Consider the following 13705-nt stretch of genomic DNA (forward strand, 5'->3'; position numbering starts at 1 on the left):
CGTCACACACCGATGATAGGATGAAATTCCATGGTTAGAAGAACACATGGCAATTCGCAAGAGCACGTTACCAAGCATATCTTCGTCACTGGTGGCGTGGTCTCATCTCTCGGTAAAGGCCTGACCGCATCGTCTCTTGGCCGACTGTTGCGTTCACGCGGCCTGCACGTTCTGCAGCAGAAGCTCGATCCGTACATCAATGTGGATCCGGGTACGATGAACCCCTTCCAGCATGGTGAAGTGTATGTGACTGAAGACGGTGCCGAGACTGATCTGGACATCGGCCACTATGAGCGTTTCCTTGATGTGTTCCTGAGCCAGAAGGCGAATGTGACCACCGGTCAGATTTATCAGGAGGTGCTGCGCAAGGAGCGCGCCGGCGAGTACCTCGGCCAGTGTGTGCAGGTCATTCCTCACATCACCAACGAAATCAAGTCCCGTATGCGTGCCCAGGCCTCCGACGATGTGGACGTGATCATCACCGAGATCGGTGGTACGGTCGGCGATATCGAATCCCAGCCGTTCTTGGAGGCGGCTCGTGAGGTTCGTCGTGATCTTGGTTCCGACAACTGCATGTTCGTCCACGTTTCGCTCGTGCCGTACATCTCTGCTGCTCATGAGCTGAAGACCAAGCCCACCCAGCACTCCGTGATGATGCTGCGTCAGCTGGGCATTTCCCCGGATGCATTGGTGCTGCGTTCCGACCGCCCGCTCAACCAGTCCATCAAGGACAAGATCTCCCTGATGTGCGATGTGGATGCGGAAGGCGTCGTCAACTGCGTGGATGCCAACAGCATCTATGATGTGCCGAAGATTCTGTTCGACGAGGGCTTGGATGCCTACGTGGTGCGCGAACTCGGACTGCCGTTCCATGACGTGGATTGGGATGAGTGGGAGGACCTGCTGGAGCGTGTGCATCACCCCAAGCATGAGGTCAATATCGCTATTGTCGGCAAGTACATCGATCTGCCGGATGCGTATCTGTCCGTTACTGAAGCTATTAAGGCCGGCGGTTTCGCCAACTGGGCTAAGGTGAACGTCAAGTGGGTGGCCGCGGATCGCTGCGAAACCACTGAAGGCGCCGCCGCCGCACTCGACAACATCGATGGCATCGTCATCCCCGGAGGTTTCGGCATCCGCGGTATCGATGGAAAGATCGGTGCCCTGAAGTTTGCGCGTGAAAACAAGCTGCCTGCTCTCGGCCTGTGCCTCGGTCTGCAGTCCATGGTGATCGAGTACGCTCGCCACGTGCTGGGCATCGAGGACGCCAATTCCTCCGAATTCGAGCCGGATTGCGCCAATCCGGTCATTGCCACAATGGAGGAGCAGAAGGATATCGTGGCAGGCAAGGGCGATATGGGTCACACCATGCGCCTCGGTTCCTACCCGGCCGAGCTGGAAGAAGGCTCTCTGGTCGCCGAATTGTACGGTACTACGCATGTCACCGAGCGCCATCGCCACCGCTATGAGGTTAATGTGGCGTACAAGGATCGTCTGCGCGAAGGTGGTCTGCGTATTTCCGGTCAAAGCCCGGACGGCGAACTGACCGAATTCGTGGAACTGCCGCGCGAGGTGCATCCGTTCTATGTGGCCACTCAAGCCCATCCGGAGTTCAAGTCTCGTCCGACCAAGCCCCATCCGCTGTTTGCTGGTTTGGTCAAGGCTGCTCTGGAGCATCAGGAAGCACGTTGATGTGATCTGACATAAAGTCGGTATCACTTAATTATCGAGGTGGTGGCGTTCGCCTGTTTGGCGCGGATGCCACCACCTCGTTGCATATGGGTGGACGATACACGGCGCTATCGCAGATTCATGCGGATTTGACGGTGTGATTCGTCGTTGAGACGAAAAGTATTCAATGGGTCGTGAGATTCGTCACTTTGCCTGTAAAACCGAGATATGAAGGGGTCTTATCGTCCTGCTGTTCCATAGCATACTGCTACTATGCAGGTAGCGTATGCGAAATATCGCACTAAACTGTAAGTAGCGTATAGGAAGACCGTCTATGACCAACGAAAATAGGCATTCAACTCTGCAATTCACTGCAGCGGGCAGTGATGCAGCGGCTCTTTCGGACACCGATATTCTGATGCCGATTGCAGACACTGCGTCGTCGGAGCATGGTCCATTATCGGTGAAAGATCACAAGCGTCATGTTTGGCCGTGGGCTGTGCTCGCCAGTGTCTTCATTGTCATGGCAGCAGCCTGTGGTTTTGGCGTGTGGTTCTTCCAAAGCCATGTTCTTCCCGGTACCACCCTTTGGGGCAACTCTGTGACCGGCAAGACCCAGCAGGAGATCGCTGACACCATCAACGATCAGGTGAAGCACACCACAGTGACGGCCAAGTATCAAGGTAAATCCGCTAAATTCACGTTGGAAAGCTTGGGCGTGGATGTTGACGGAGACGCGATCGCTTCCGATGTATTCAACGCGAAGCGTGGTGATGTTTGGTGGCAGCAGTATGCGTTTTGGATTACTAAAGACATCGCTCCTGAAATCAATGCCAAGCTTGCCAATGGATCGGTAGTCGACAAGGCTCTTGACATCGATGCTAAAGAGCCGGTCAACGCGCAGGTCAAGCTCAATGATGCCGGTGACGCCTTTACCGTTGTTGCAGGACAGAATGGACAAGGTGCCGATGCTTCCAACATCGCGGCACAGGCCATTAGCTCATTGAAGTCACTGGGTGCCACACAGCCCCGAACGGTTACCGTTACGCTCGATGTGACCGAACCAACTGTTACGGATGCCATTGCGAACGATGCCAAGTCGACTTTGGATACCATCGCCGGCAAGAACGTATCCATCAAGGTTGCCGGCACCGATATTGCCACTGTCACCGTGCCCATGCTGGCTTCATCCATGAGCGTGAACGCCAATCAGCAGGCGACATTGAAGAGCGGTGAAACCCGTAATGGCTATGTGGTGTTTGATTCCGCTAAGTTGCAGCAGTACTACAACGATCAGATTAAGCCGAGCCTTAAGCTGGAGCGCGAGGATACGAAACTGGTGGTCAACAACGCCGGGGAAGTGATCAGCACTGAAACAGAAGGCCATGATGGCGTAGTCATTGCTGATGGCGCTGATACAGGCGTCGGTACCAAACTTGCGGATGCCCTCGCTTCAGGATCGAACTCCATCACTGTGGCGGGTACGGTCGACCCGAAGCAGGAGGTCAAGGTTACGCACCATGTGGTTATTGACTTGTCCGATCGCAAACTCTACGCGTATGAAAATGATCAAGTGGTCAGGACGCTGAATGTTGCGGTGGCACAAGGCAATGACATGACTACAGGCGAATGCGTAGGCCTCATGTGTACTCCTACCGGTGATTTCACCATTTGGCAAAAGCTCCCCAGCCAGGATATGAGCGGATCTCTGACTTTGGCGGACGGCAGTGTGGAGAAGTGGGACGTCAAGGACGTGGGCTTCGTAAACTACTTCTCCCATGGTGGTTGTGCCATCCACCGTATTGCTGGTGGCTATACTGCTGACGCCTCGATGCCATATGTCGCCAACGGTTCCCACGGTTGCGTGGGCATCGGCTGGGATGTGGCCGAATGGTTCTATAACTGGTGCGGCATGGGCACCAGTGTGCATGTTCAAGTCTGAGCAAGCCGGCCAGAGTGTGTTCAAAGCGAACGCCGTCTCCGTTGTGAGACGGCGTTCGCCGTATTGCAACGTAATACAGACGAATTCGCCTGTAATGAAAAGCACAATCACTATTCGTCGTGGCCGGTAGTGTTTCCCCATGGGTTCTGCTAGGTTTACGTAAGACTATGTCTATGAGCGAAACGAGATGGAAGGCAGGAAGGTGACCGATAACACAGCACCGAACGCCGCCGCTGACGTGGAGATGAGCCAGTACGTGGCCGATCGTTCCCGCGTCAACGAGGACAAAATCAAACAGGATGACGAGATCATCAGCCAGTTCGGCGAATACAGCTATGGCTGGCATGATTCCGATGCCGCCGGTGAAGCGGCTAAGCGAGGTATCGACGAAAATGTCGTGCGTGCCATCAGCGCCGACAAGGGTGAACCACAGTGGATGCTTGACATGCGTCTGCGTGGTTTCAAGGCGTTCCTCGACAAGCCCATGCCCAATTGGGGTGTGGACCTCTCCGGCTTCAACGCAGATGATTTCAAGTATTACGTCAAGCCGATCGACAAGCAGGCCAAAAGCTGGGAGGAGCTGCCTGACGATATTCGCTCCACCTATGATCGTCTGGGTATTCCCGAAGCCGAGAAAAAGCGTTTGGTTTCCGGCGTGGCCGCTCAGTATGAGTCCGAGGTGATCTACAACTCCATTCAGGAAGACCTGAAAAAGCAGGGTGTGATCTTCGTGGACACGGACACCGCCGTGCGTGAATACCCCGAGCTGGTGAAGAAGTATTTCGGCACCGTGGTGCCGCCCGAGGACAACAAGTTCGGCGCGCTGAATACCGCCGCATGGTCTGGCGGCTCGTTCGTCTATGTGCCTAAGGGCGTCCATGTGGATATCCCGCTGCAGGCATACTTCCGTATCAACACCCCGGCCATGGGCCAGTTCGAACGTACGTTGATCATTGCGGATGAAGGCTCCTACGTTCATTACGTAGAAGGCTGCACCGCTCCAATCTGGTCCGAGGATTCTCTGCACGCAGCCATCGTGGAGATCATAGTGGAGAAGCATGCCCGCGTGCGCTACACCACTGTGCAGAACTGGTCGAACAACGTCTACAATCTCGTCACCCAGCGTGCCTACGTGCGTGAAGGCGGCACCATGGAATGGGTGGATGGCAATATCGGTTCCAAGGCCACCATGAAATACCCGGCCTGCATCCTTGCTGAGCCGTATGCCAAAGCTTCCACCATGTCCCTCGGTTTCGCTGGCAAAGGCCAGTATCAGGACACTGGCGCCAAGATGATCCATCTGGCTCCGCACACCAGTTCCACCATCGTGGCCAAGTCCATCTCCCGTGGCGGTGGCCGTTCCGCTTACCGTGGCTTGGTCAAAATCGTCAAGGGTGCGGAAGGTTCGTCTAATTCCACCGTGTGCGATGCGCTGCTCGTGGACGACTTCTCTCGCTCCGATACGTATCCGCATGTGGACGTGCGCGAAGATAATGTCTCCATGGCCCATGAAGCCACGGTTTCCAAGGTCTCCGAAGACCAATTGTTCTACCTGATGAGCCGCGGTCTTAACGAGGACGAGGCAATGGGCATGATCGTGCGTGGCTTCGTTGAGCCGATCAGCCGCGAGCTGCCGATGGAATATGCGCTTGAGCTCAATAGACTTGTCGAACTGCAGATGGAAGGATCGGTGGGCTGATCCCATGACCAACGAAGCAACCAAAAACGTCAAGGAAATCGCCATTCCGGTCGCGGATCCGAATGATCCGTACGCCGTACCGGCTGCCATGCCTTCTTCTGTGGACCATGCCGCCCGTTCGTTCGACATGAACGACTTCCCGGCGCCGGACCGCAAGCAGGACGAGTGGCGGTACACGCCGATCGAGCGTATCAGTGAATTCTTCGATACATTCAAGCCTTCCGGCGAAACTCAGATCGAAGTCTCGATGATTGACGGATCACCGCTCGTCGAAGGCGTGCAGCTCAGCCAGGTCAAGCTCGGCGAGGCTCCGTCCGGTACTGTGTCCAAGCCGAATGACCGAGTTTCTGCCGTGGAATGGAACTCCGGCGCAACCGCCACCGTCATCGAACTGAGCGGTGAGATCAATCAGCCGGTGCTCGTCAAGGTGCATGGAGCGGGGGAGGATCTCGACGCCTTCCATCTGGTGATCTCTGCTGCAGACAAGTGCCATGCAGACGTTGTGGTGGAACACGACGGTGACGCCCGTCTTGCCGAAGGCGTGGAAATCACCACCGGCAAGGACTCGCATATCTCTGCCACATTTATTCAGGAATGGGACAAGACGGCCAAACACGTGGGCAATCACCGTATTCATGTGGGAGAGGGTGCCTCGTTGCGTCACTCCGTGGTAACTCTCGGTGGTGATGTGGTCCGCATCCGCATGGATCAGGATTTCGGTGGGCCGGAGGGTGATCTCAATATGCTCGGCATCTACTTTGTCGATCCGGGCGAGCATATCGAGCATCGCACGATGGTGGTGCACAATCACCCCGAGTGCAAGTCCCGCGTGGTATATAAGGGTGCTCTTGACGGCAAGGGCGCTCACTCCACTTGGGTGGGCAACGCCCTGATTCAGCCGACAGCTCCTGGCACCGACTCCTATGAGCTCAACCGCAATCTGGTGCTGACTCCGGGAGCCATCGCTGATTCCGAGCCGAATCTGGAAATCGAGAACGGTAATATCGTCGGAGCCGGCCACGCTTCCTCAGTGGGGCGTTTCGACGATGAGGAGCTGTTCTACCTCCAGTCGCGAGGCATTCCCGAAACCGAGGCCCGCAAGCTCGTGGTACGCGGTTTCTTCGGCGAACTTGTAGAAGAGATCGGTATTCCCGCCATCTCCGAACACCTTATGGATGTCATCGATCGTCGTCTGGCTCGTGGTGAAAGCGACGCCATGGCTCAGGTACTCGAAGACAAGTAAGCCCGAAAGCAGATCGGATTGCCGAAAGCGATCCCTCCAAATAGACATCGCAGAACAGCACAGACATTTTTAGGAGTACGCACATGTCAACACTCGAAATCAAGGACCTTCACGTCCATGTCGAAACCAAGGACGGCATCAAGCAGATCCTTAAGGGGGCCAGCCTGACCGTCCATTCCGGCGAGACCCATGCCATCATGGGACCCAACGGTTCCGGCAAGTCCACGCTGGCCTATACGCTCGCCGGCCACCCCAAGTATGTGGTCGATTCCGGTGAGGCCCTGCTTGATGGCCAGGACATCCTCAAGATGACCCCGGATGAGCGTGCCAAGGCCGGCCTGTTCTTGGCCATGCAGTATCCGGTGGAGGTTCCGGGTGTATCCATGACCAACTTCCTGAGGACCGCCAAGACCGAGATTGATGGCGAAGCCCCTGGCATCCGTCAGTGGACCAAGGATCTGTCCGCCGCCATGAAGCGTCTCAAGATGGATCCGAAGTTCGCCACCCGTTCCGTGAACGAAGGTTTCTCCGGCGGCGAGAAGAAACGCGCTGAAGTGCTTCAGCTCGAACTGCTCAAGCCGAAGTTCGCCATTCTCGACGAAACCGACTCCGGCCTCGACGTGGACGCCCTTCGCATCGTGTCCGAAGGCGTGAACCGCGCCAAGGAAGCCAACCAGTTCGGCATCCTCATGGTCACGCACTACACTCGCATCCTCAAGTACATCAAGCCGGACATTGTGCACGTGTTCGCCGATGGCCACTTCGTCAAGACCGGCGGCCCCGAACTGGCCGACGAGCTCGAAGAGAACGGCTACGACGCCTACCTGCCCGAAGGTGCCGACTCCGAATCCGCACTCGCCTAATCCGTTGTCTGTTGACCGCGAGATGGATGTGGTATGTGTTGTTCGACACACTCAAGGCCGTTCGGCCTCGCTCTGGTGTGTGCTCGCAGAGCTTAGCACACACCTACGCTGCTTATGGTCGAACAACACATACCACATCCATCTCCCTCCTCATGAGATTGTCTGAGAGCTAGATGCCAATATCAGGCAGCGGCCAACGTCTCACGATACGGTAGGGAACGTAAAAACCTAAGGGGATAATGAATGATGGTTGATTTCAAGGCGATTCGGGACGAGTTCCCGATTCTCGATCAGGAGATTCACGGGCACCCGCTGGTGTATTTGGATTCTGCAGCCACTTCGCAGAAGCCGAATGCGGTAATTGACGCTGAGGCGAACTTCTACCGTACGATCAATGCCGGTGTGCACCGTGGTGCTCATGAGCTGGCAGCTCGTAGCACTGTGGCTTTCGAAGAGGCTCGTGCCAAGGTAGCAAAGCTTGTTGGCGCGAATGCGGCCGAGGGTGAGGAGGAGATCGTCGTCACCGGCGGTGCCACGGCAGGTCTGAACCTGCTGGCTACGGCATTCGGCAACGCTTCGCTGGGCCGTGGGGGAGAGGCCGCCAAGCGTTTCGCTCTGAAGCCGGGTGACGAGATCGTTGTTTCGCGTGCAGAACATCATTCGGTGCTGCTGCCGTTCCAGGAGCTTGCTTATCGTACCGGTGCCAAGTTTAAGTGGATTGATTTGACCGAGGACGGACGAGTTCGCACTGACAACCTCGATGAGGTTATCACCGAACGTACCAAAGTAGTGGCGGTAACGCATGTGGGCAACACCACGGGTGCCATCACCAACGTGGGCCCGATCATCAAGCGTGCGCATGAGGTAGGCGCAGTGTTCATTCTCGACGCTTGCCAGTCCGTGCCTCACCTCAAGGTGGATTTCCACGCGCTGGATGTCGATTTCGCCGCTTGGAGCGCGCATAAGATGTACGGTCCTACCGGCGTGGGATTCCTGTATGGCAAGCGTGAGTTGCTGGAGGCTCTGCCGCCGGCCAATTTCGGTGGTTCGATGGTCGAACTGGCGTATATGGATCATGAAGCGCAGTACATGGCACCGCCTGCACGATTCGAAGCCGGAACCCAACCGGTCGCTCAAGTGGTTGCTGCCGGTGTGGCCGCCGAATGGATGATGAACATCGGTATGGAAAACATCGAGGCGCATGAGAAGACCCTCTCCGCCGAGCTGCTCAAGCTCGGTGACATCGACGGTATTCGTATTCTGGGCCCTCGCGAGAATGTAAACCGCATTGGTACGGTAGCCTTCGATGTCAAAGGCGTTCATCCGCATGATGTAGGCCAGTTCATTGACGCACAAGGCATTGCCATCCGTGTCGGGCATCACTGTGCCCAGCCGGTGCATCGTCATTTCGGCCTATACGCATCCAACCGCGCTTCGTCCGGCGTCTACAATTCGGTGGCGGATGCGCATGCGTTGGTCGAAGCCGCCAAAGGCATCCGTCCGTTCTTTGGCGCGGAATAAACCTGAGATCGGGAATATTGAGCAGGACCCGGTCCGCAGATTAGGCAGTGAGGAAAAGGAATAACGATGAGTGATTTCGGCATGAGCGGCGATGAGCTGGAGCAGATGTATCAGGAAGTCATTCTGGAGGCATCCAAACATCCGCATGGCAGGGAATCGTTTGCCCCCAACGCGGCTGAGGAATCCTCCGGTGAAGCGGCTGCAAATACCACCGTGCGCGCCGCCCACGAATATTGCACACCCGGAGAATCCCATCAGTTCAATCCGACCTGCGGTGATGAGGCAACTGTTCATGTCGAGGTGTCGGACGACGAGCCGCACACCATCAAACGTCTGGTGTGGGACGGTCACGGTTGTTCCATCTCCCAAGCCAGCCTGTCGGTGATGGTGGATCTCGTGGACGGTAAAACCGTGGACGAAGCCATGCATCTGGAGCAGGTGTTCCATCAGCTGATGGAGTCTCGTGGTGCGGGCCTCCAGAGTGAATCTCTGGAAGATGAGCTTGGTGACGCTGTGGTGTTCCAAGGTGTTTCGAAATACCCTATGCGCATCAAATGCGCTCTGCTAGGCTGGGAAGGGCTAAAGGACTCCGTCGCCAAAGCCCTGGCTGCAAAGAACTGAGGTGAATATTATGAGCGACAATAATTTGGTGCCTGAACCTACGGCTTCCGTGTTTGAAGCCGTTAACGGTGTGTTGCAGGATGAAGAGGCCGCACGCCGCGTGATGGCCAATCCGGCATTGGCCAAGGGCTTCCCCAACGGCCATCCTGAGGAGCACGCCGAAAGTGCAGCCGGTGGCGCTTGCGGTTGTGGCAATCATCAGGGTGCCTGCGGATGTTCCGATGAATCGGATGGTAATGAGATTCCGCTCAAGGCCGTGGATGATATTGGCCGTGCTACTGCTGAAGACGTGCGTGAAGCACTGCATCAGGTTATCGACCCGGAACTTGGCATTGACGTCATCGATCTTGGTCTGGTATACGGTATCGAAATCGATGAACTTGGTCGTGCCATCATCACGATGACATTGACCACGCCGGCATGCCCGTTGACCGATTTGATTGAGGATGAATGCGCTTCCACGCTGGCCGGACTGGTGGAAGAGTTCCGTATCGACTGGACCTGGAATCCGCGTTGGACCGTTGAGCGCATTACGCCGGAAGGCCGGGATCAGCTTGCCGCGCTGGGTTTCAATTTCGACAATCTGCCAAAATACTGAGTCAGAAGAGCCATAAGAACAGCCATATCAAGGATATATTAAAAGGGTCTGGCAACCACGACGGTTGTCAGACCCTTTATTGTTACGCTGTTGAATGAGATCACTCAGTCATCAACGATGGTGTTCTTCGGCACCACGGTGATGCCCTCCGGCGTAACTGTGAAGCCACGAGCCAGATCGTGCTCGGTATCGATACCAACGGTGGAGTTCTCAGTCAGGACTACGTTCTTATCGAGAATGGCCTTGTACACGCGGGCGCGACGGTTAATGACCACGCCATCGAACAGCACGGAATCGACAATCTGCGCCCAAGAGTGAATACGGACGTTGGGGGAGAGCACGGAGTGGTGCACTTCACCACCGGAGACGATCACACCGGGGGAGACGATGGAATCAGTGGCATGGCCCAGACGATCACGACCGGCATGCACGAACTTGGCCGGCGGCAGGTTGCCGGACATCGTGTAAATCGGCCAATCCTGATTGTACAGGTTGAACTCGGGCACGTAGGCGATCAGGTCCATATGCGCATCGTAGAACTGCTTGATGGTACCCACGTCGCGCCAGTAGGCGTGATCAGTGGACGTGGAGCCAGGAATCTCGTTCGAGTTGAAATCGTATACGCCGGCCTCATTGCGGGCAGCGAAGTACGGAGCGATGTCGCCACCCATGTCGTGCTTGGTATCGGCGGCCTTCTCATCGAGCGCCAGAGCCTCGAACAGAGCCTTGGTATTGGCTACGTAGTTGCCCATGGAAGCCAGAATCTGATTCGGATTGTCCGGCAAACCAGTGGTGGTGGCCGGCTTCTCCTGGAAGTTCTTGATCATGTTCGGATGCTCCGGGTCAACCTCGATCACGCCGAACTGGTTCGACTGCTCGATAGGTTGACGAATGCCGGCGACCGTGAATTCGGCACCGGATTCGATGTGCTGCTGCACCATCTGCTCGAAGTCCATGCGATAGACGTGGTCGGCACCTACAATCACCACGATATCCGGCTGGACATCTTCGATGATGTTAATGGTCTGGTAGATAGCGTCGGCCGAACCCAGATACCAGTGCTTACCGAGACGCTGCTGCGCCGGAACAGGGGAGACGTAGGATCCCAGCAGAGGAGAGAAGCGCCAGACCTGCGAAATATGACGGTCCAGTGAGTGAGACTTGTACTGGGTGAGCACCACAACCTGACGGTAGCCGGAATTCACCAAGTTGCTCAACGGGAAATCAATCAGTCGGTAGACGCCGCCGAAGGGCACGGCGGGCTTTGCGCGATCACGGGTGAGTGGCATGAGGCGTGTCCCCTCACCGCCTGCAAGCACAATTGACAGAATCTTGGGATTCTTGGCCATCGTAACTGTCCTCTCTTGTTACCTAGCGCCTTTCGGCACCGTACTGCTGGGCCGAGCGCTTCCTTGCCCTCGGTGTACATAGTTAATAATTGCAGAAAAAATCGAACACGCAAGGTAATTCGCTCCGCGTGCCGCAGACTTTGTCATGAACTTGGAATGAACCCACGGTTGCGAAAGCCGTGAGATGCGGTTGCGAAAACCGGGAGGCCTGGCTAGAGGTTCTAGATCAACGGGCGTGTTGCATAGAATGCCACTGCGCTGGATGCGGCGACATTGAGACTGTCCACATCATGGCTCATGGGGATCTTCACAGTCAGATCGGCTCGGGCAATGGTGTGATGGGACAGGCCGTCGCCTTCAGTGCCGAAGATCAGTGCCAGCTTGCCGATGTGCAAAGGGTCATCACCGGGAAGATTGAGTCGTCGAGTAAGCTCGTCCAAGGATATGGAGTCGTCTTCGAGTGCCATGGCTACTGTGGTGAAGCCCAGCGATCGCAATTCGTCAATGCCTCGGAATGGCCAGTAATGCTTGTCTTCGGTGCCATCATCGTTGTATCCGGTAATGCGGGTCCACGGCACTTGGAATACCGTACCCATGGATACGCGGGCTGCACGCCGGTACAACGGGTCTCCGCAGGAGGGTGTTACCAGCACGGCGTCCACATCCAGCGCGGCCGCAGAACGCATCAATGCGCCCACATTGGTATGGTCCACGATGTTTTCCATGACCGCGACACGGCGGGCATCGCGGCAAATCTCGGATACCGAGGGCAAAGGCCATCGTCTCATGGCGCATAAGGCACCACGATGAAGTCGGTAGCCGGTCAAACGTTTGAGCTGGTCGGGAGATGCCACGTACACTGGAATATTCGGACCCCAGTGAGCGTCTACAAAAGCGAATGTTTCGCGCATGCCTTCCAGCCAAGGTTCCTCGACCAGTAAAGACAACGGCTCGCGCCCGGCGGCCAGTGCCCGATCGATAACCTTGGGGGATTCGGCTATGAATACGCCTTTAGCTGGTTCCAGCCGATTGCGCAGCTGCATCTCCGTAAGACTGACATAGGCTTCGACACGCGGGTCGTCGACTGACTGGAGCGTGATGAACTGCATAATCGCCTTTCATGCAAACGGCGGGGCCGTGGAAAAGTGCTGCCGATAACGAAAAACCCCTTGCAGTGCAAGGGGTTTATTCTGTGCCCGAGACGGGACTTGAACCCGTACGCCCGTATAAAATAGGCACTAGCACCTCAAGCTAGCGCGTCTACCATTCCGCCACCCGGGCAGGTGTCGTGTGGACAACGAGTAGATACTTTAGCAGCAGATTCGCGGAGTGCAACTCGACGGGTGCTTTCGGCGTGTCGCGTTTTCGCTCGGTAGCCTTGAGGCTATGACAGATGCTCTTTTCCTGTTCGATCCGCAGGTCGATGATGTTCCAGTAAACAGCGATGAACTCCATGCCGGTTGGAAGCTCACCCTTCCGCCGCATATCAAACGTCATGCCGTGCAGGCCATGCGTTTGAAGGTGGGCGACAGCCTGCAGCTTTCGGATGGTAACGGCCTGAGGATTCAGGCGGTATTGGATGATGCCGAAGCCGGATTGGCTGATGTGGTCAATGTAGGGAGAGAGCCCGAGCCGTTGACCAGGCTTGCCTTGATTCAGGCTTTGGCGAAAACCGGCCATGATGAGCAGGCCATTGATACGGCTACGCAGATCGGAGTGGATCAGGTCATTCCATGGCAGGCCGATCGTTCCATCGCCAAGTGGAAAACCGGCCGCACGGATCGGAAGTGGAGCTCTGTGCTTGATGCCGCCACGGAACAATCCCGGCGGGCGTTCAAGCCACGGCTGGAGGCATGCGTATCCAGCAAAGAGATTGTGGCGATATGCCGTCGTGCGTGCGTACATGGTGACTTGGTGATCGTTTTGCATCAGGACGCCACGGATACTTGGACCAGTGTGGAGACACGTGTCTCGCAGTTGATCGATCGTACGTTGGAGGACGGCAGACCTCGCACCATCAACGTGATCGTGGGGCCTGAGGGCGGTATCAGCGAGCAGGAGGTGTCTGCGTTCCTTGAGGCAGGGGCCGTCAGTTGTGTGCTTGGGCACAATATCCTGAGAGCTGCCGCTGCAGGTCCCGTGGCGCTTTCCCTGTTGTCTCGAACCCTGGGACGTTACGAGTAGATTGTCAATAAGGC

Annotated in this window: 11 protein-coding genes and 1 tRNA gene; 9 read left to right on the forward strand and 3 right to left on the reverse strand. The window is 56.3% G+C overall.

The annotated features are described in order from the left end of the window. Window positions 1-30 precede the first annotated feature (30 nt). The 8 genes from pyrG (at window position 31) to CUU80_RS01450 (ending at window position 10158) form a co-directional block, all read left to right on the forward strand. Window positions 31-1692, forward strand: a complete 1662-nt coding sequence (gene pyrG, locus CUU80_RS01415) for a CTP synthase (protein WP_100495581.1) — start codon at window positions 31-33, stop codon at window positions 1690-1692. A 313-nt stretch (window positions 1693-2005) separates the two neighbouring features. After that, window positions 2006-3613: a L,D-transpeptidase family protein gene (locus CUU80_RS01420; protein WP_243388589.1), complete on the forward strand. Its 1608-nt coding sequence runs from the start codon at window positions 2006-2008 to the stop codon at window positions 3611-3613. Window positions 3614-3800: 187 nt separating this feature from the next. Beyond that, complete coding sequence (gene sufB / locus CUU80_RS01425; RefSeq protein ID WP_277348142.1) at window positions 3801-5312, forward strand: Fe-S cluster assembly protein SufB; 1512 nt, start codon at window positions 3801-3803, stop codon at window positions 5310-5312. Between the two features lie 4 nt (window positions 5313-5316). Then, complete coding sequence (sufD, locus tag CUU80_RS01430; protein ID WP_100495582.1) at window positions 5317-6555, forward strand: Fe-S cluster assembly protein SufD; 1239 nt, start codon at window positions 5317-5319, stop codon at window positions 6553-6555. A gap of 83 nt (window positions 6556-6638) precedes the next feature. Next, on the forward strand, window positions 6639-7418 hold the full coding sequence (sufC, locus tag CUU80_RS01435) for a Fe-S cluster assembly ATPase SufC (protein WP_100495583.1): 780 nt from the start codon (window positions 6639-6641) through the stop codon (window positions 7416-7418). A 246-nt stretch (window positions 7419-7664) separates the two neighbouring features. Then, entirely contained in the window at window positions 7665-8939 is a 1275-nt protein-coding gene (locus CUU80_RS01440; RefSeq protein ID WP_100495935.1) for a cysteine desulfurase, read from the forward strand. Between the two features lie 66 nt (window positions 8940-9005). Beyond that, window positions 9006-9560, forward strand: a complete 555-nt coding sequence (gene sufU, locus CUU80_RS01445; RefSeq protein WP_100495585.1) for a Fe-S cluster assembly sulfur transfer protein SufU — start codon at window positions 9006-9008, stop codon at window positions 9558-9560. 10 nt (window positions 9561-9570) lie between these two features. After that, the gene (locus CUU80_RS01450; RefSeq protein WP_100495586.1) at window positions 9571-10158 is read left to right on the forward strand and encodes a metal-sulfur cluster assembly factor; all 588 of its coding nucleotides are present in this window, start codon (window positions 9571-9573) and stop codon (window positions 10156-10158) included. A gap of 104 nt (window positions 10159-10262) precedes the next feature. Here CUU80_RS01450 and glgC read toward each other — a convergent pair whose 3' ends face one another. From glgC to CUU80_RS01465, 3 genes are all read right to left on the reverse strand, one after another. Then, window positions 10263-11507, reverse strand: a complete 1245-nt coding sequence (gene glgC / locus CUU80_RS01455) for a glucose-1-phosphate adenylyltransferase (RefSeq protein ID WP_100495588.1) — start codon at window positions 11505-11507, stop codon at window positions 10263-10265. A gap of 221 nt (window positions 11508-11728) precedes the next feature. Next, window positions 11729-12616, reverse strand: a complete 888-nt coding sequence (locus CUU80_RS01460; RefSeq protein ID WP_100495590.1) for a TrmH family RNA methyltransferase — start codon at window positions 12614-12616, stop codon at window positions 11729-11731. A gap of 84 nt (window positions 12617-12700) precedes the next feature. Further along, window positions 12701-12788 (reverse strand) — tRNA-Leu (locus CUU80_RS01465). Between the two features lie 105 nt (window positions 12789-12893). Here CUU80_RS01465 and CUU80_RS01470 point away from each other — a divergent pair. Further along, window positions 12894-13691 carry a 16S rRNA (uracil(1498)-N(3))-methyltransferase gene (locus CUU80_RS01470; protein ID WP_100495592.1) on the forward strand — a complete coding sequence of 266 codons (798 nt, stop codon included), beginning with the start codon at window positions 12894-12896 and terminating at the stop codon, window positions 13689-13691. Window positions 13692-13705 lie beyond the last annotated feature (14 nt).

Origin of the sequence: Bifidobacterium scaligerum (genome assembly GCF_002802865.1) — a bacterium.
Lineage (GTDB): Bacteria > Actinomycetota > Actinomycetes > Actinomycetales > Bifidobacteriaceae > Bifidobacterium > Bifidobacterium scaligerum.